Here is an 18,085-nt window from a genome sequence, read left to right as displayed (position 1 = left end):
ACCCCCGGATCGTCAGACCAGCTGGGACTGCGCGGCGGCCCGGCTCGAGGCGGCCTGCTCGGTAGCGGCCGCGAGCACCTGCTCGTGGTCGACGGCGTCCCGCCACCACTGCCGGCCGCCCTCGGGGAGCGTGTCGATCGGGTCGTAGTAGACGTACTCGCGCGACAGCGCCTCGGTGTCGGCGCCCTCGATGGAGGTGCGGTAGTTCTTGCGCCAGTAGGAGATCCCGCGCTCGCGGTCGTACTGCTCGACCTGGTGCACCCAGCGCTTGCCGACGAACGGGACGTCGCACACGATGCGCGGCGTCGAGAAGCCGGGCAGGTAGCCCATGATCTCGTGCTGGAGCCGCTGGGCCTCCGCGAGCGAGACGCGCCAGTGCTCGGCGAACGGGATCATGTCGCACATGTAGAAGTAGTACGGCGTGATCATCGCGCCGTCGGCCAGCGCGAAGCACAGGTCGAGGAGCCGCTCGGGGGTGTCGTTGACACCACGCATGAGCACGCCCTGGTTGCGCACGTCGCGCACGCCCGCCTCGAGCATGGCCCTGGATGCGCGCGCCACCGCCGGCGTGACCGACTGGGCGCTGTTGACGTGGGTGTGGATCGCCAGGGAGACGCCGCGCTCGCGGGCCGTGCGGGCCACCCGCCCGACGCCCTCGACGACGTCGTCGGCGAACCAGTGCTGCGGCAGCCCCATGAGCGCCTTGGTCGCGAGGCGGATGTCGCGGACGTTCTCGATCTGCAGCAGCTGGTCGAGGAAGGCCTCGAGGTTCTTCCACGGCATGTTGGCGACGTCGCCCCCGGACACGACGACGTCGCGGACGGACGGCGTGCGGCGCAGGTAGTCGAGCATCGCGCTCTGCCGGTCGACCGGCTTGAGGTCGAACTTCAGCTTCGCGACCTGAGGCGTCGAGTTGCCGACGAGGTCCATCCGGGTGCAGTGGCCGCAGTACTGGGGGCACGTGGGCAGCAGCTCGGCGAGGACCTTGGTGGGGTAGCGGTGGGTCAGCCCCTCGGCGACCCACATGTCGTGCTCGTGCAGCGAGTCGCGGGTGGCGTGCGGGTGCGAGGGCCAGTCGCTGCGCCGGTCGGAGAAGACCGGGATCATGTAGCGGCGCACCGGGTCGGCGTAGAAGGCCTCGGTGAAGGCCGCACCGGCCGATGGCATCGGGTCGTCGGTGGCCGGGACCATGGTGTTGAGCATCTGCGGCGGCACGAGCATCGACATCGTGGCCCGCTCCGCCTGGTCGCGCTCGAGGTCGGCGTAGAAGCGGTCCTCGAGCAGGTCGCCCATGACGGCCCGCAGCTGCGCGACGCTCTTGACGCAGTGGGCACGCTGCCACTGGGCGCTGTCCCAGTCGGACGGCGTCACGTCGGTCCAGCCCGGCAGCCGCGTCCAGTCCGGCTCCACGAGCTCGCGTCGGTGGTAGGCGTAGGGCTGTGACACCTGTGTCATGACCCGACGATAGCCGAAGCATCAGCCCTCGACCTCCTATGATGCGAAAGGATTTGTCGTACGCGTCCACTGCAACCGGAGGATCTGCGCCGTGACCACCCCACCGTCCACGCCCGTCGATGCGCGTGAGGGCTCGCCCGTCGGGCTGCACCGCGTCCTGGAACCGGCGGGGGACGGGGTGACCCTCCCGCAGGCGGCCCGGCGGCTCGACGCCCGCCCCGAGCTGTGGCCCGACGAGGTGCGCATCGCCGTGGACACCCTCAACCTCGACGCCGCCTCCTACCGCCAGCTCGCCGAGAAGCACACGCGCGACGGCGTCCTCGACGGCGACGCCGTGCGCGCGGAGGTGCTGGCGATCGTGGCCGAGCGGGGCAAGATGCAGAACCCCGTCACCGGCTCCGGCGGCATGCTCATCGGCACCGTCGCGGAGGTCGGGCCGGCCAGCCCGCTGGGGCTCGCCGTCGGAGACCACGTCGCCACGCTCGTGTCGCTGTCCCTGACGCCGCTCTCGATCACCGACGGACTGGCGCGCTGGGACGGGCGGTCCGAGCAGGTGCCGGCCGCCGGGCACGCGATCCTCTTCGGGCGCAGCATCGCCGCCGTCCTGCCGGGCGACCTCGACCCGCGCCTGTCCCTCATGGTCATGGACGTGTGCGGCGCGCCGGCGCTCGTCTCACGGGTCGTGGGGGAGTACGTCGCCCGCGGCGTGCCGCCGACCGTGGCCGTGCTCGGGGCCGCCGGCAAGTCCGGCTCGCTCTCGCTCGCTGCGGCTCGCGTCGCAGGGGCGGCCCGCACCATCGGCGTCGTGCCCCTGCAGCGCGAGCTCGACCTGCTCGAGCCCACGGGACTCGCCGACGCCGTGGTCCTCGCCGACGCCCGCAGCCCACTGGGGCTCCTCGCAGCCGTCGAGGCCGCCGGTGGCCCGGCCGACGTCACGGTCGTGTGCGTCGACGTGCCGGGCTGCGAGCAGCCCGCCGTCCTCGCCACCGCGCAGGGCGGCACGGTCATCTTCTTCAGCATGGCCACGAACTTCGCCGCAGCCGCCCTCGGCGCCGAGGGTCTGGCCGCCGACGTGCGGATGCTCGTCGGCAACGGCTACGTGCCAGGTCACGCCGACCTCGCGCTCTCCCTCGTGCGCGAGGTGCCCGCCGTCCGAGCGCTCTTCGAGTCGCGTCTGGCCCACGAGACGGCAGGATCTGACGCGTGAGCCGCCCCGCACCCCTCATCGAGCTCGACCCCGCCGTCGTCCGCCGCGCCCGGTCACTGGCGCGCAAGGCCGCCGCACCCGTCGTGCGCATCGCGCGCAGCCACACCACGGTCTCGGTCGAGCGCGCCACCCTCCGCCTCGCTGGCCTGGCCGGCGCCGACCACGAGCGCGTGCCCTGGGTGAACCACCTCGTCGACGCCGTCCGCGACGGCGTGGGCCTCGAGCACGGCGTCACGACGCCGGTCTACGACGCGCTGCTGCGCGGCGAGGCGCCCGACCTGCTGACGCTCGCCCAGAAGGCCGCGAGCGGAAACGTCTCCTTCCGGCTGCCCGACGGCCGCGAGGCCACTGCCGCCAGGCGTGCCGCGACCAAGGGCGTCGGGGCCGGCCTGCGCACCGTCGACCGGGCCCGCGCCACCCGCGAGCGCCTCGTGCGACGGCTCGGTGACCCGCCGCGCAAGCCGTGGGTGTACCTCATCGTCGCCACGGGCGACATCCACGAGGACATCCCGCAGGCCCAGGCTGCGGCACGCGAGGGCGCCGACGTCATCGCCGTCATCCGATCGACCGGCCAGTCGCTGCTCGACTACGTGCCGGAGGGCGCGACCCGCGAGGGCTTCGCCGGCACGTACGCGACGCAGCAGAACTTCCGACTCATGCGCGCAGCCCTCGACGACGTGAGCAAGGAGCTCGGTCGGTACGTGCGCCTGACGAACTACGCGTCGGGCCTCTGCATGCCGGAGATCGCGGCGCTCGCGGGCATGGAGCGTCTCGACATGATGCTCAACGACTCGATGTACGGCATCCTCTTCCGCGACATCAACCCGATCCGCACGTTCGTCGACCAACGCTTCTCGCGCCAGGTCCACGCCCGCGCCGGCATCATCATCAACACCGGCGAGGACAACTACCTCACGACCGCCGACGCCGTCGAGGCCGCGCACACCGTCACGGTCAGCCAGCTGCTCAACGAGCGGTTCGCCAAGGAGGCCGGCCTGCAGGACTGGCAGCTCGGACTCGGGCACGCCTTCGAGATCAACCCCGAGATCCCCGACAGCTTCCGGATGGAGCTGGCCCACGCCCTGCTCGCACGCCGGCTCTTCCCGGACGCGCCGCTGAAGTGGATGCCGCCGACGAAGCACATGACCGGCGACGTCTTCCGCGGCTACCTGCTCGACGGGTTCTTCAACCTCGTGGGCGCCATGACCGGCCAGGGGATCCTCCTCGTCGGGATGATGACCGAGGCCGTCGTCACCCCGTTCCTGTCGGACCGCGACCTCGCGCTGCAGAACGTCCGCTACGTCATGAACGCCGCGGGCGGCCTCACCGAGGACTTCCACCCGCCGCGCGACGGCTTCATCCAGACCCGGGCCCGCCAGGTGCTCTCCGAGGCTGTCGACCTGCTCGAGCGCATCGTCGCCGACACCGACGCCTCGGGCGACGCCCCGCTCCTCGCGGCCATCGCCGACGGCACCTTCGGGCTCATGAAGCGCCCACCGACCGGCGGCAAGGGCCTCGACGGCGTCGTGCGCCGGGCCGACGGCTACGACAACCCGGCGACCACGGCCCTCGACGCGTGGACGCCACCGGCGAAGGAGGCGACCCGATGAGCACGGCAGCGCAGGGAGCCGTCGTCCGCCCCTACGGCGACACGACCGGCGACGGCATGGTCCAGGTGTCCTTCACCCTGCCGATGCCGCACGACAAGAGGGCCGAGGGAGCGGCGCTCCAGCTGGCGCGCAAGATGGGCCTCGAGCCCGCGCTGCTCGTCCACGCCAAGGCGATGGGCCCGGACTTCACCTTCTTCGTCGTCTACGGCAGCGTGACCCACCTCGTCAACCTCGACGACGTGCACGTCGTCGAGCGCGAGTACCCGCTGCTGTCGGCCAAGGACGCCAACACGGCGATCAAGAAGCTGCTGCGTCGCCGGCTCGTCGTCGTCGGCGCGTGCATCGGTACCGACGCCCACACCGTCGGCATCGACGCGATTCTCAACATCAAGGGCTTCGCCGGTGAGAAGGGCCTGGAGTACTACCGCGAGATCACGGTGGTGAACCTCGGCGCCCAGGTGCTCGTGCCCGACCTCGTCGCCCGCGCGCGGGCGGAGAAGGCCGATGCCGTGCTCGTCAGCCAGGTCGTCACCCAGAAGGACGCCCACGTGCACAACACGACGCAGATGTCGGCGGCCTTCCGCGAGGCCTACCCGGCGGGCCAGGTGCCGATCCTCATCGCCGGCGGCCCCCGGTTCGAGGAGGGCTCGGCCGACGCGCTCGGCGTCGACCGCATCTTCGGCCGCGGCACGACGCCCGGCGAGGTCGCCAGCTACCTCGTCCACGAGATCGCCCTCCGGAAGGGGAAGAGATGACCGGGTCGGACCAGACCGCGCCGAGCGGGACGACGGTGGCGACGAGCACGACGGCGGGCGTGGGGCAGCGCGTGACGCACCGCCGCTACGTGCCCTACAGCCATGCGCACTACGCCGGCAACCTCGTCGACGGCGCGTACTCGCTCGCCGCGTTCGGCGACGTCGCGACGGAGATGTGCATCCGCACCGACGGGGACGAGGGGCTGTTCGCGTCCTACAGCGACGTGCAGTTCCGGGCGCCGGTGCGGGCCGGCGACGTCATCGAGATCTCCGCCGAGATCGTCCGCGTCGGCCGGCGCAGCCGCGAGATGGAGTTCGAGGTGCGCGTCGTGGGTCGTGGGGCGCCGGAGCGGGGGGCGTCCGCGGCCGACGTGCTCGACCCGCCGGTCGTCGCGACCACCGCCCGCGGCACCGTCGTCGTCCCCTGACGCGTGACGCCTGGGGGGCGCCCCGGGGGGAGTCGGTGCGCTCGCGTGGGCGGTGACGACATACGGTGATGCCCGTGCGGCGTCACCTCGTGCCCCTCGGTCTCGCGCTGGCCGGCGGGGGCCTCCTCTGCTTCGCGTTCCCCACCTTCGACCTCTGGTGGGTGGCGCCGCTCGCGCTCGGCCTCATGACGTTGTCGTGGACCCCAGGGGGGCCGGGCCGGCTGCCCGACGCGGAGCGCCGGCGCCCGCGCCCGGCCCGGCGCGGCTTCCTGCTCGGGACGCTCTCCGGCCTCGTCTTCTTCGTGCCGACGCTGTCGTGGTCGGGCATCTACGTCGGCGCGGTGCCGTGGATCGCCCTCGCCACCCTCGAGGCACTCTTCCTGGGTCTCGCCGGCGCCCTCTACGGGTGGCTCAGCCGGGCCGGGCGGGTGCGGCCGCTCGCCTTCGCCCTCGTGTGGGTCATCACCGAGGGGTTCCGGGGCCGCGCCCCGTACGGCGGGTTCCCGTGGGTCAAGATCGCCTTCGGCCAGGCCGACGGCACGTTCGGCCGGCTCGTCGCCCTCGGCGGCGCGCCGTTCGTCGGCTTCGTCGTCGCCCTGACCGGCGCCCTGCTCGCCCTCGCCGCGCAGCAGCTGCTCGCGCGCCGACGCGCCACGGGCAGTGCGACCGACGCGTCGACCGACGCGCCGGGCGGGCGCGGCGTCCTCGCCCCCGTCGTCGGCGCGGCCGTGCTGGGTCTGGCGGGGCTCGCGGTGCCGTTGCCGACCGACGGCCCGACCGCGCAGTTCCTCGGGGTGCAGGGCAACGTGCCGCACCCCGGCCTCGACTTCAACGCCGAGCGGCGTGCGGTCCTCGACAACCACGTCGCGGCGACGCTCAAGGCGCAGGTGGACGTCGCTGCGGGACGGGCGCCGGCCCCCGACCTCGTCGTCTGGCCCGAGAACGCCTCCGACATCGACCCCCTGCGCAACCTCGACGCCACGTCGCTCATCCTGGAGACGGTCGACGACCTCAAGCGTCCGCTCATCGTCGGCGGCCTGCTCGAGGAGCCGGCCGGGATGCTCTCGAACGTGTCGCTGCTCTTCGAACCGGGCGCCGGCCTCACCGACCGGTACGTCAAGCGCCACCCGGTGCCCTTCGCCGAGTACATCCCGGACCGCGCGTTCTGGCGCACCTTCAGCAAGGAGGTCGACCTCGTCCGGCGCGACTTCGCCCAAGGCACCGGCCCGGGCGTCTTCACGGTGCAGGCCGCGAACGGCCAGCAGATCCGCGCCGGCATCGCCATCTGCTTCGAGGTGGCCTACGACGACATCATGCGCGACGTCGTGACCTCCGGCGCCAACGTCCTCGTCGTCCAGACGAACAACGCCACCTTCGGCTTCACCGCCGAGTCGCCGCAGCAGCTGGCGATCAGCCGGATCCGCGCCATGGAGCTCGGACGGTCCGTCGTCCACGTCTCGACGGTGGGCCAGAGCGCCCTCATCACGCCCGACGGAACCGCCCACCAGGTCACCTCGTTGTTCACACAGGCGGTCGTGCGCGGGGCCCTACCATTGCGGGACGCGCCGACCCTGGCGACGCGCGTCGGTGAGGCACCCGAGTGGCTCGCGGCCGCGGCGCTGCTCGCGCTGGTCGCAGGGTCGGCAGGAGCGAGCGTCCGACGACGGCAGACACGAGAAGGACTGAAGGACGAGCATGACGACGACGCAGCGTGAGCCGGTCAACCGGGTGGCCGTGCTCATCCCGACCTACAACGAGCGCGAGAACCTGCCGGGGATCGTCGCTCGCGTGCGGGCGAGCGCGCCGGAGGTCGACGTCGTCGTCCTCGACGACAACTCGCCCGACGGCACCGGAGCCGTCGCCGACACGATCGCCGCGTCGGACCCGCAGGTGCGCGTCATGCACCGCAGCGGCAAGGAAGGCCTGGGCAAGGCCTACCTCGCCGGGTTCCGGCTCCTCATGGACGAGGGCTACGACGCCGCCGTCGAGATGGACGCCGACGGCTCCCACCTTCCCGAGCAGCTTCCGTCGCTGCTCGCCGCGCTCGCCGACGCCGACCTCGTCATCGGGGCCCGCTGGGTGCGCGGCGGCGAGGTGCGCAACTGGCCGGTGCACCGCAAGATCCTGTCGGTCGGCGCCAACGTCTACACCAAGCTCATGCTCGGTATGCACGTCAACGACGCCACCGCCGGCTACCGCGCCTACCGCACGAGCGCACTGCGCACCATGGGCCTCGACGGCGTCCAGTCCCAGGGCTACTGCTTCCAGATCGACCTGACGCTGCGTGCGGTCCGGGCCGGGCTGCGCGTCGTCGAGGTGCCGATCACCTTCGTCGAGCGCGAGGTCGGCGTCTCGAAGATGGGGCACGACATCGTCCGCGAGGCGCTGACGAGCGTCACCCGCTGGGGCGTGCAGCACCGGATCGCCCAGGTGCGCGGCCTCGCCTCCGGCCGACGCCGCGCGTCGGCGCCGGTGGGGGAGGGGTCGTGACGACGCCTCCGCGTCCCGGCGGACGGGCGGGTGGCCCCGGCGGTCCCGGAGGACGGCGCGGCCTGCGCCTGTCGCGGCTCGGGATCGTCGCGGCGCTCGTCCTGCCGATCGTCGAGATCGCCGTCATCGTCGCGGTGGGCGAGGTGCTCGGTGGCTGGTGGACGTTCCTGCTCATCCTCGCCACGTCGGTGCTCGGCGCCTGGATCATCCGGCGCGAGGGCGGCAAGGCGTGGCGGGCGCTCGACCAGGCGGTGCGCAGCGGCCGGATGCCGGCCCGAGAGCTCGCCGACGGTGCGGTCGTCCTCGCGGGCGGCACGCTCCTGCTCGTGCCGGGGTTCGTCACCGACGTCGTGGGTCTGCTCCTCGTGCTGCCCGTCACGCGCCCGGTGGCCCGACGGCTCCTCGAGGCGGTCATCTCGCGGCACCTCATCGCCTCGGCCGAGCGCTTCGGCGGCCCGACGGTCACGGCCCAGCCCGGGTGGGACACCGCGACCCCGCCGTCCGGCCCGACGCGGTCCTCCTCGAGCGAGGACGTCGTCGAGGGCGAGATCATCGACGACGACCAGTGACCCGATCGCCGGTGACGGACCACCGGTGACGTGCGACCCGCGACACGACGAGGAGCCCGCCCCCACGAACGGGGCGGGCTCCTCGGTGGTTCGTGCGGTGGAGGGCGTCAGGCGGTCTTGCGACGACGCGGCTTCTCGCCGCGGGACTCGCGCAGCAGCGTCAGACGCTCCTCCAGGAGCTCCTCGAGCTCGGGGATCGAGCGACGCTCCAGGAGCATGTCCCAGTGCGTGCGCTGGTGCTTGACGGGCTTGGCCTCGGGCTCGGGGCCGCCGCCCTGCAGCTTGGCGTCGAGGCCGCAGCGGCACTCCCACGTGGGAGGCACGTCGGCCTCGATCGAGAACGGGAGCTCGGTCCGGTGGCCCTCGGGGCACACGTACACGGTGAGCTGTCGCTCACTGGGGACGACGTTGTCGTCCGACTCCATGCTCCGTGCACCGAGGTTGGAACCGCGAAGTGCTCGATCGGCCATGTGGACCCCTCCAGACATCCTGCCTCTGTACGACACCCTGCGGGTGTCTTACCCTCACAGACGCATGAACGAGCGGAACGGTTTGGTTTGTTCCCCGTGCGGCCGCGAATTGTAAACGCGTCTCAGATCACGGCCGGGACCGGGTTGCCGGCCTGCTCGATGCCCTCGCGCATCCGGACGCGGGAGAGCAGGGCGCCACCGAGGACGAAGAACACGACGAGGGCCACGATGGCCCAGCGGTAGCTGTGGCTGAACTGGTAGACGAGCCCGAAGATCAGCGTGCCGAACCAGCTCGTGCCTCGCTCCATGGCCTGGTAGAGGCTGAAGAACTCCGCCTCCCGGCCCTGCGGGATGAGCTGGCTGTAGAGCGAGCGCGACAGGGCCTGGGTGCCGCCGAGGACGATGCCGATGAGCAGGCCGAGCGCGAAGAAGAGCGCCAGCTGCTCGGCCGGGACGAAGAAGGCGATGATGACGACGACGGTCCACATCGCGATGCCGGACAGCACGGTGCGCCAGGCACCGATGCGGGCGGCCACGGCACCGAAGAGGCGCGCGCCGCCGTAGGCGACGAACTGCACGAAGAGGAAGAGCCCGAGCACCGTGCTCTGGGAGAAGCCGAGCTCCTCCTGGCCGTACAGGCTCGAGTTGCCGATGACGGTCTGGATGCCGTCGTTGAAGAAGAGGTAGGCGACGAGGAACAGCAGCGTCTGGGGGTAGTGGCGCAGCTCGCGGAAGGTCTTGCGCAGCTGGGCGAGGCTGCCCCCGACGACGCCCGCCGAGCGTTCGACCGGGGTGGTGACGGTTCCGGTGAGGTGCCGCAGCCCGAGGTAGGGGATGATGGTGAACCCGGCCCACCAGAGGCCGGCGCTGAGGATGTTGATCCGCACGGCCATGCCCTCGGTCAGCCCGAGCTGGTCGTAGAAGCTCATCAGCCCGAAGTTCAGCGCGAGCAGGATGCCGCCGCCGAGGTAGCCGAGCGCCCACCCCTTGGAGGACACGCGGTCGCGCTCGTTCTCGTTGGCGATCCGGATGAGCAGCGAGTCGTAGATGACGAGCGACGCCCCGAGGCACAGCGTCGCGACGATGACGAGCACGACGCCGAGCTGCCAGTTCGTGCCGGCGACGAAGAACATGAGCGAGCCCGCGACGGCACCGGCCCACGCGAACCCCGCGAAGAGGCGCGTCGGGTGCTCGCTGCGGTCGGCGATGGCCCCGACGAAGATGAGGAAGATCGCCGAGATGATCGTCGAGATGGTGACGGTGTACGGGTAGACCGACCCGGGCGAGATCGGGACGCCGAGGACCGACAGGTCGGTCAGGCAGTCCTGGCCGCTGGCGATGCCCGGGCAGGCGGCCTCCTTGGCGATGGCCGTGAGGTAGGGGCCCATGAGGACGGTCGCCGTCGTCGTGACGTAGGCCGAGTTGGCCCAGTCGTACCAGTACCAGGAGCGCTGCTCCTTGGTCTCCGGTCGGGCGGCGTTGACGGCGACTTCGGACATGTCAGGAGCGTCCCACACGGGCGGGGTGCTCGGGCGGTCCACGGCGCCAACACGCCGCTGCCACATGGTGTTCCATCGCGGCCGGCAGGCGGCTCATCCGTCGGCGGGTGCGGCGTCGGGGGAGGGGCCGCGGGCCCCGTTCCCGACGACGTGCTCGTCGTCGGTCGTCAGCAGCTCCCAGGCGAGGCCGTGTGCGAGCACGACGAGACAGGAGATGGCGATCGCCGCACCCTGCAGGCCGCTGAGCCCGAGGCCCTCGGCGAGCTCGGGCGACACGCCGAAGGCGAGCACGACGAGGAAGAGCACGGCGACGAGCCAGCGGTGCCGCCGGAACGGGCCGCGGGCGCCGGGGCCCCGGTCCTCGCGGACGAGCCGGATCGTCGACCACGCGCCGACGAGGGCGGCCGCCCCGAAGGTCGTGCGCCAGACGCCCGAGCGCCCGGGGTCCACCTGCGCGAAGAGGCCCATGACGCCGGGCAGCAGGAAGGTGAGGTAGACCCCGCCGACGAGGCGGCGGCTCGTGGGGGAGCGGAGCAGCTCGCGGCGCCGGTCGACCGCCGACCACCAGAGGCCGACGAGCGTGAAGCACGTGGCCGAGACGACCGCGTAGAACGTGGACAGGTCCATGGCTCACCCCTCGTGCGCCGACCCGCCGACGCGATCGCCCCTGACGCGTGTGACGACGATGCTGCCACCGACAGGTCCGCCACGGTCAGCGATTTAGCGCTAAAGTATTGCAGGTGGAGAGGGGTTCGGGGGATGAGGTCCAGGGCGTCGTCGACGCCTGGCGCCGCGAGCGTCCGGACCTCGACGTGTCCTCCGTCGGCATCGTGACGCCGCTCGTGCGTCTCGCCGGACTCGTGACCGACGCGCGGTCGGCGGCGCTGGCCGCCCACGGGCTCGACCAGAGCCACCTCGACGTCCTCGGGACGCTGCGCCGAGCCGGCGCGCCGTTCCGCCTGACGGCCGGTGAGCTCTCGAGGCGTTGCCGGGTGACGCCCGGTGCGACGACGCAGCGGGTGGCGGCCCTGGAGAAGGTGGGCTTCGTCGAGCGCGTCCGTGAGGAGCCGGACCGGCGCACGGTGCACGTGCGGCTGACGGCACGCGGACGTCAGCGCGTCGACGAGATCCTGGTCGACGTGCTGGCCGCCGACGACCGGTTGCTCGCAGGGCTGACGCCGCAGCAGCGCGAGGCCCTGGAGGGTGCGTTGCGCACGTGGTTGCGCGTCGCGGGTTCCGGTGGGCACGCCTGAGCGTCCTCGGCCCGATCCGCGTGGCGCACGCTCCCTCGCATAACGCCGATAATCGACATTATGTCATTTCACGACGGAGAGGCCCTCTACCCCGAGCGGTAGACGACGCCCGGCGACCGTAGCCTTGGCCCCGATGCAGTGCGACTACTTCGATGCCGACCGGTGCCGCTCGTGCACCCTCATGGGCGTCCCCTACGACCGGCAGCTGGCCGACAAGCAGCGACACGTCGTCGACGTCCTCGCACCGGTCGCCGACGGCGTCACGTGGCTGCCGGCGCACGCCGGTCCCGAGTCACACTTCCGCAACAAGGCCAAGCTCGTCGTCGGGGGCTCCCCCGGTGCGGTGACGGTCGGCATCCTCGACCGCGGCGGGCTCGGCACCGACCTGCGCCACTGCGGCCTCTACGAGCCCGGGCTCGCCGAGCTGGTGCCCCGGGTCGCCGACCTCCTCGACGCGCTCGCACTCGAGCCGTACGACGTGCCGTCCCGGCGCGGCGAGGTCAAGCACGTCCTGCTGACCCACTCCCCCGACGGGGACGCGATGCTCCGCTTCGTCCTCCGGTCCCAGAAGCACCTGGCGCTGCTGCGCTCCCGACTGCCCGTCATCCTCGACGCGCTGCCCGCGGTGCGCGTCGTGTCGGTCAACCTGCAGCCGGAGCACAAGGCGGTCACCGAGGGCGAGGTCGAGATCATCCTCACCGACGCCGACGTCCTGCCCATGCGTCTCGACGACGTCGAGCTGTTCCTGCGACCCAACAGCTTCTTCCAGACCAACACCGGCGTCGCCACGGCGCTCTACCGGCAGGCGCGCGACTGGGTGGCGCGGGTCGACCCGGCCGTCGTCCTCGACCTCTACTGCGGCGTCGGTGGGTTCGCGCTGCAGGCAGCCGTCGCGCCGGGCCGGCGCGACCGCGTGGTCCGGGGCGTCGAGGTGGCCCCGGAAGCCATCGAGTCGGCCCGGCGCAGCTCTGCCGCGCTCACGGAGTCGGGCGCCACCAGTGCCGACCTCCACTTCGTCGTGGGTGATGCCACCGCCGTGACGGTGCTGCCGGGCGTGACCGAATCCGCTTCCGGCCGTGGGCTCGTCGTCGTCAACCCACCCCGACGCGGCATCGGTCCGCGGCTTGCCGCGTGGCTCGAGTCGTCGCCGGCCTCGCACGTGGTCTATTCGAGCTGCAACGTCGACAGCCTGTCCCGCGACCTCGCCGCGATGCCGTCGCTGCGCCCCGTGGAGGCGCGCCTGTTCGACATGTTCCCCCAGACCTCGCACCACGAGGTCGCCGTCCTGCTCGAGCGAAACCCCTTGCGCGGCAATCACTTCGGAGGCACCCCGTGACGACCATCCCAGGGCCGACGGGCAACGCGGAGCGTGGGGCCCTGTGGACGGCGCCGCCCGTCGAGCAACCGGGCGGCTCGCTCGTCGCCGGCGAGCGCGAGCTCCTCTCCGGGCTGCTCGCCCACCACCGGGCCACGCTCCTCGCGCTCTGCTCTGGCCTGACCGGCGAGCAGCTGGCGACGCGCTCCGTCGAGCCCTCCGGGATCAGCCTCCTCGGACTGCTGCGTCACCTGCGCAAGGTCGAGCGCATCTGGTGGCGCCAGCGCGTCGGCGGCCAGGACGTCGTGCCCTTGCACGGCTTCGGTGAGGGGGTCGACCGCGACTTCGACGAGCTGGACCCCGAGCGAGCGGCAGAGGACTACGCGGCCCTCCTCGACGAGTGGCGCGAGGCCGACGCCGTGGCGGCCGCCCACGACCTCGACCACGTCGTGCGGTCCGGCGGCGAGCCGTTCTCGGTGCGGTTCGTCTACGCGCACCTCATCGGCGAGTACGCCCGCCACAACGGCCATGGGGACCTCGTGCGCGAGCGGGTCGACGGTGCCACCGGCTTCTGACCGGCACACCTCGCGCGAAGGGGACACCGGTAGTGCCGCCGAGCGCCTCGCGCACGTGCAACGCCGGTTCGGCGAGTTCGCTGCCGAGTACGCCTCGCTGCCGCTCTACGGCTCGGTGAGCCGGCGCGTCGCCGAGGACCCGGAGACCGCCGAGCTGCTCGTGTCGGCCCGGCCCGGTCAAGCGCGTCCGGTGCTGTGGTTCGCGGCGCTGCACGACCTCGTCCTTCGCCGGCCCGACGTCCCCGCGGCCCGTTGGTTCGCCAGCGTCGTGGGCCGTGAGGCTGTACCCGAAGGCGACCCGTGGCCCGACGTGCGCGCGACCGTGCTCGACCACGTCGACGAGCTGCGGCAGACCATGGCGACACGCACGACGCAGACGAACGAGGTCAACCGGTGCGTCTACCTGGCCGCCGGTCTCGCCACGGCCACCACGTACGACCCCGCCGGCCCGGACGTCCCGGTCGCGATCGTCGAGCTCGGGGCGAGTGCCGGACTGCTGCTCGGCATCGACCGCTACTCCGTCCAGGTGTCCTCGCCGGACGGGTCCGTCCGCTTCGGGGACGCCGACTCCCCGGTGCGGTGCTCGGGGGTCGACCGTTCGGGCGGCGCAGCGGCGCTGGTCGCGCGAGGTGCCGGGCTGCCGCCGGTGCGCGGACGCGTCGGGCTCGACCTCGCACCTGTAGGTCTCGATGACGACGAGGCGGTCCGCTGGCTGGAGGCCTGCCTGTGGCCCGACGTGCCGGGTCGCATCGAGCGGTTCCGGTTCGCGCGCGAACTGCTGAGGCGCGACCCTCCGCTCGTCCTCACCGGCGACATCGTCGACGACGCCTCACGGGCGGTCGCCGCCGCACTCGGTCAGGCGACCGCCGCCCCCGAGCACGTCGTGGTCTACAGCTCGTGGTCGCTGACCTATGTCGAGCGAGTCCGGCGGGAAGCCCTCGTGGACGAGCTGAGGCGGATCGCCGGCACTGTGCCTCGCCTCACGTGGTTCACGGCCGAGCCGCCGGGCTGCGTGCCGGGCCTGCCGGATGACCCGCGGGCGGCGGCGGGCCCGACGGTCCTGGGGCTCAGGACGTGGACGGACGGGACCCAGCGGGAGTCGCGCGTCATCGGCGTGGCCCATCCCCATGGCGCGTGGCTCGACACCTGGTGACCGTCGCCGCGACGGCGTGACGCCGAGCGGCTCCTCCGGGTTCGACGGGTACGCCTCGGTGTTCCCTGTGCCACACGTGTAGCCGTCTCGCAATGGTCCCGGCGGCCTCGTCCTACCGTGGCAGAAGGGAAGCGGTCCCGTATTCCCTTGCGGGCCAAGCATATTCGGGCTTTCCACGCATTCAGCACATTCGAATGAATGGAGAGGAAGATGAACACTCGAGGCCGGGCGCTCTGCGCAGCGCTCACATCCGTCACCCTCCTGCTACCCGCCTCGGCGGCGCTGGCCACGGTGACCGGCGCCGCCGAGGTCGGGTCGCAACCGGCGACGGCCACCGTGGCGCCGGTACCCATCAGCAACCTGCCGATCGTCTCCATCGACCTCACCGACACCGACGCGGCCAAGAACCGTCTCAGCTACCTCAACGCCTCCAAGGACAACTCGGTCGGTGCCACGGTCAACCTGGTTGACGCGTCCAACGCGTCGTACACGATCGCCGACGCGGCTGCGACCATCAAGGGGCGCGGCAACGCCACGTGGACCCTGAACAAGAAGCCGTACCAGATCAAGTTCAAGCAGGCGGTCGGACCGCTCGGGATGCAGTCGGCCAAGACCTGGGTCCTGCTCGCCGACCACACAGACGCATCGCTCATGCGCAACAAGCTGAGCTACGACTTGGCGAGAGCCGTGGGGCTCGCGTACTCGCCGGAGTCGCGGTTCGTCGACGTGGAGATCGCCGACCGCGACGGCGTGCACGTCCTCGGCAACTACCTGCTGACCGAGAAGACGGAAGTCGGTCCGACGCGTGTCAACCTCACGAACCCGCAGGCGAACCTCATCGAGCTCGACCAGCTCTACGGCACCGCGGAGCCCTTCCGGTTCACCGCGACCACGAGCAAGCGGATCTTCACGCTCAAGGACGCGCCGGGTGGGATCAATGCCACCCTCACTGCTGACCAGGCAGCCGGGTGGGCCAGCACCAAGGCGTTCGTCAACGGCCTGGAGGCGGCGCTGTACGCCCCCTCGCCCGACTGGCCCGTGATCAGATCGAAGATCGACGTCGACTCCTTCGTCAGGTACTACTTCGTGCACGAGGTTGCCGAGAACTGGGACTTCAACCGGTCCAGCGTCTACTTCTACCGGAACGGTCCCGGCGACAAGCTCCATGCCGGACCCGTCTGGACTTCGACCTGTCCCTGGGCAACTTCACCGCCCGGTCGTGGGGTGGGGACCCGACCTCCGACTACGTCAAGACGACGACCTTCCTGCGCAGCAACACGCACAACTGGTTCGAGGAGCTGATGCGCAACCCGCAGTTCGTCGCCCGCGCCAACGCCCTCTACAGCTCGTCCATCCGGCCGAAGGTCGCCGCGATGCTGACACAGATCGGCACCCTGAAGACGGTGCTCGCCGCGTCGGCGGCGCGAAACTTCGCCATCTGGGCGGGGTCCTTCGGTTACGGCCCCACGACGTTCGCCACGGGCGTGGCGAGCCTCAAGGCCTGGACGACGAGCCGCGCGAACTATCTGGCCCGGGCCTACGGGTCGAGCCTGCCGACGTTGCGGTTCGCCGGCCACCTGGCGACGACCGGTTGGCAGCCGGCGGTGTCGGGAGGCATGATCGCCGGTACCGTCGGGCAGGCCCGACGGATGGAGGCGTTGCGCTTCCAGCTGTCGAACACCACCCTGACCGGCGGGATCCGGGGCAACGCCCACGTCCAGAGAATCGGGTGGACGGGCTACGGCCGCACCAACGCCGTCGTGGGGACGACGGGTCGGTCGCTGCGCCTCGAGGCGGTCCAGCTGAGGCTGACCGGTGCCTTGGCCTCGAACTTCGACCTCGCCTACCGGGTGCACGTGCAGAGCATCGGGTGGATGCCATGGGTCAGGAACGGTGCCACGGCAGGCACCACCGGGCGCGCGCTACGGCTCGAGGCGATCCAGATCCGGCTGCTGGACAAGACGCAGTGACGGAAGTGTCGCGACGGCACCGGACCGTACGATCGGCCGCGCACGGTCCGGCGACGTCGGAGCGACCCATTGCATAATGTCGATTATGGGCGAATCACATTGCGCTACAATGGGATTCGATCAGCCAACTCTACGCCCCAAGCCGGCGGCGTACTCGTCGAGCGCTCGCAGGACGTCGGGCGCCCGGTAGACCCGGTTGCGACGGTGGCCGGTGGACTCGACGACGACGCCGTCGGCCACGAGTCGCTGGATCGCCGTCTGGGCGGTGGGGGCGGTGACACCGAGCTCGCGAGCCACGACACGCGCGGTGACGACGGGCTGTCGGAGGAGCAGGTCGAGCGCTGCGCGAGCGGCGGATCCGCCACGGGCCGTGAGTCGCTCGTCCCACTCGGCGCGGATGCCTCGGAGGGTGCCGACGAGCCGCTGACCGATGTGCGCCCCGCTGCGGGCGGCGCCCGCCACGCAACGCAGGATCGGCTCGGCGTCGCCGGCGCGGTAGGCGGTCAGGGCCGCGAAGTAGTCGTCGCGCACTGCGAGCAGGCCCGCCGAGATCGGCACCGTGACCCGGTGGACAGCCCCGGTGTGCAGGAGCACCGAGTGCAGCAGCGCCCGCCCGGTGCGGCCGTTGCCGTCGGTGAACGGGTGGATCGTCTCGAACTGCGCGTGCGCGAGCGCCGCCTGGGCCAGTGGTGGGAGGTCGTCGCGGTCCATGAAGGCGACGAGGTCGGCGACGAGGCCCGGCACGTCGGCCGCCACCGGAGGGACGTACGCGGCCTGACCCGGGTGCAGGGGCGAGCCGCCGACCCACACCTGCTCGGTGCGCCACTCCCCCGCCGCGTGCCGCACCTGCTGGGCCATGAGGGCCCGGTGCATCGCGAGGATGGCCGACTCGTCGAGCCGACCCGCGAGGTCGAGGGCCGCCTGCATCGTGCGGACGTTGCCGAGGATGAGCGAGGCGTTGGCGCGGCTGCCCTCGCCGATCTCGGCCTCGGCGAGCGCCCGGGCCGACGACGTGAGGTTCTCGATCTGCGAGCTGGCCGCGCTCTCCGAACGCAGCAGGACAGACGCGAACGGCGCGATCTCCCCCGCTCCCCCGGCATCGAACGCCGCAAGCAGCCGGGTGGCCTCGTCGAGGTCGGCGGCGAGGTCGCCGGGCAGCACGAGCGACGCGTCGACGACGGCCGGCACGAGGGCGGCGTCGTAGGTGCGCGGTGTCGAACGCAGGGCCCGACGTGAGAGGTCGAGCAGACCTTCGACGGGCTGCCAGGGGACCGTGCGGCGACCGAGTGCGGGCCAGCTGACCGCCATGCGCACCACCTCCTTGGTAAAGGTTATC

At 71.8% G+C, this 18,085-nt stretch carries 18 protein-coding genes; 13 read left to right on the top strand and 5 right to left on the bottom strand.

What is annotated here, in order from left to right:
• Positions 1 to 12: 12 nt before the first annotated feature.
• The gene (locus AC3A5R_RS08630; protein WP_487620338.1) at positions 13 to 1,455 is read right to left on the bottom strand and encodes a KamA family radical SAM protein; all 1,443 of its coding nucleotides are present in this window, start codon (positions 1,453 to 1,455) and stop codon (positions 13 to 15) included.
• A 91-nt stretch (positions 1,456 to 1,546) separates the two neighbouring features.
• Here AC3A5R_RS08630 and kdd point away from each other — a divergent pair, with 91 nt between their 5' ends.
• The 7 genes from kdd to AC3A5R_RS08595 all read left to right on the top strand — a co-directional run bounded on the left by kdd (position 1,547) and on the right by AC3A5R_RS08595 (position 8,514).
• Positions 1,547 to 2,662, top strand: a complete 1,116-nt coding sequence (kdd, locus tag AC3A5R_RS08625) for an L-erythro-3,5-diaminohexanoate dehydrogenase (protein WP_487620337.1) — start codon at positions 1,547 to 1,549, stop codon at positions 2,660 to 2,662.
• Positions 2,659 to 4,272, top strand: coding sequence for a lysine 5,6-aminomutase subunit alpha (kamD, locus tag AC3A5R_RS08620; RefSeq protein WP_487620336.1), 1,614 nt, complete (start codon positions 2,659 to 2,661; stop codon positions 4,270 to 4,272). The genes kdd and kamD overlap by 4 nt, the downstream gene beginning before the upstream one ends.
• Positions 4,269 to 5,027 carry a lysine 5,6-aminomutase subunit beta gene (kamE, locus tag AC3A5R_RS08615; protein WP_487620335.1) on the top strand — a complete coding sequence of 253 codons (759 nt, stop codon included), beginning with the start codon at positions 4,269 to 4,271 and terminating at the stop codon, positions 5,025 to 5,027. The genes kamD and kamE overlap by 4 nt, the downstream gene beginning before the upstream one ends.
• Positions 5,024 to 5,455, top strand: coding sequence for a 3-aminobutyryl-CoA ammonia lyase (gene kal, locus AC3A5R_RS08610; RefSeq protein ID WP_487620334.1), 432 nt, complete (start codon positions 5,024 to 5,026; stop codon positions 5,453 to 5,455). The genes kamE and kal overlap by 4 nt, the downstream gene beginning before the upstream one ends.
• A gap of 68 nt (positions 5,456 to 5,523) precedes the next feature.
• Positions 5,524 to 7,170: an apolipoprotein N-acyltransferase gene (lnt, locus tag AC3A5R_RS08605; RefSeq protein WP_487620333.1), complete on the top strand. Its 1,647-nt coding sequence runs from the start codon at positions 5,524 to 5,526 to the stop codon at positions 7,168 to 7,170.
• On the top strand, positions 7,151 to 7,945 hold the full coding sequence (locus AC3A5R_RS08600; RefSeq protein WP_487620332.1) for a polyprenol monophosphomannose synthase: 795 nt from the start codon (positions 7,151 to 7,153) through the stop codon (positions 7,943 to 7,945). The genes lnt and AC3A5R_RS08600 overlap by 20 nt, the downstream gene beginning before the upstream one ends.
• Positions 7,942 to 8,514, top strand: a complete 573-nt coding sequence (locus tag AC3A5R_RS08595) for an FxsA family protein (protein WP_487620331.1) — start codon at positions 7,942 to 7,944, stop codon at positions 8,512 to 8,514. The genes AC3A5R_RS08600 and AC3A5R_RS08595 overlap by 4 nt, the downstream gene beginning before the upstream one ends.
• A gap of 107 nt (positions 8,515 to 8,621) precedes the next feature.
• Here the strand turns inward: AC3A5R_RS08595 and AC3A5R_RS08590 are convergent, their stop codons facing one another.
• The 3 genes from AC3A5R_RS08590 to AC3A5R_RS08580 form a co-directional block, all read right to left on the bottom strand.
• Positions 8,622 to 8,984, bottom strand: coding sequence for an RNA polymerase-binding protein RbpA (locus AC3A5R_RS08590; protein WP_487620330.1), 363 nt, complete (start codon positions 8,982 to 8,984; stop codon positions 8,622 to 8,624).
• 122 nt (positions 8,985 to 9,106) lie between these two features.
• Positions 9,107 to 10,483 carry an MFS transporter gene (locus AC3A5R_RS08585; RefSeq protein WP_487620329.1) on the bottom strand — a complete coding sequence of 459 codons (1,377 nt, stop codon included), beginning with the start codon at positions 10,481 to 10,483 and terminating at the stop codon, positions 9,107 to 9,109.
• Positions 10,484 to 10,576: 93 nt separating this feature from the next.
• Positions 10,577 to 11,110 carry a hypothetical protein gene (locus AC3A5R_RS08580; RefSeq protein ID WP_487620328.1) on the bottom strand — a complete coding sequence of 178 codons (534 nt, stop codon included), beginning with the start codon at positions 11,108 to 11,110 and terminating at the stop codon, positions 10,577 to 10,579.
• Between the two features lie 113 nt (positions 11,111 to 11,223).
• Between AC3A5R_RS08580 and AC3A5R_RS08575 the strand changes: the two genes are divergently transcribed.
• From AC3A5R_RS08575 to AC3A5R_RS08550, 6 genes are all read left to right on the top strand, one after another.
• Positions 11,224 to 11,736, top strand: coding sequence for a MarR family winged helix-turn-helix transcriptional regulator (locus AC3A5R_RS08575; RefSeq protein WP_487620327.1), 513 nt, complete (start codon positions 11,224 to 11,226; stop codon positions 11,734 to 11,736).
• 133 nt (positions 11,737 to 11,869) lie between these two features.
• Positions 11,870 to 13,072: a methyltransferase domain-containing protein gene (locus AC3A5R_RS08570; protein WP_487620326.1), complete on the top strand. Its 1,203-nt coding sequence runs from the start codon at positions 11,870 to 11,872 to the stop codon at positions 13,070 to 13,072.
• Entirely contained in the window at positions 13,069 to 13,626 is a 558-nt protein-coding gene (locus AC3A5R_RS08565) for a DinB family protein (protein ID WP_487620325.1), read from the top strand. Before AC3A5R_RS08570 ends, AC3A5R_RS08565 begins: the two co-directional genes overlap by 4 nt.
• Positions 13,627 to 13,681: 55 nt before the next feature.
• Positions 13,682 to 14,779: a DUF2332 domain-containing protein gene (locus AC3A5R_RS08560; protein WP_487620324.1), complete on the top strand. Its 1,098-nt coding sequence runs from the start codon at positions 13,682 to 13,684 to the stop codon at positions 14,777 to 14,779.
• 210 nt (positions 14,780 to 14,989) lie between these two features.
• A complete protein-coding gene (locus AC3A5R_RS08555; protein ID WP_487620323.1) occupies positions 14,990 to 16,081 on the top strand; it encodes a CotH kinase family protein in 1,092 nt (363 codons plus the stop codon).
• Positions 16,081 to 16,749 carry a hypothetical protein gene (locus AC3A5R_RS08550; RefSeq protein ID WP_487620322.1) on the top strand — a complete coding sequence of 223 codons (669 nt, stop codon included), beginning with the start codon at positions 16,081 to 16,083 and terminating at the stop codon, positions 16,747 to 16,749. Before AC3A5R_RS08555 ends, AC3A5R_RS08550 begins: the two co-directional genes overlap by 1 nt.
• 120 nt (positions 16,750 to 16,869) lie before the next feature.
• Here the strand turns inward: AC3A5R_RS08550 and AC3A5R_RS08545 are convergent, their stop codons facing one another.
• The gene (locus AC3A5R_RS08545; protein WP_487620321.1) at positions 16,870 to 18,057 is read right to left on the bottom strand and encodes a Fic family protein; all 1,188 of its coding nucleotides are present in this window, start codon (positions 18,055 to 18,057) and stop codon (positions 16,870 to 16,872) included.
• Positions 18,058 to 18,085 lie beyond the last annotated feature (28 nt).

It is taken from the genome of Intrasporangium sp. Soil_C_50 (assembly GCF_057656595.1).
Note: the sequence above shows the minus strand (reverse complement) of the source record. Positions and strands in the feature narration are given on the sequence as shown.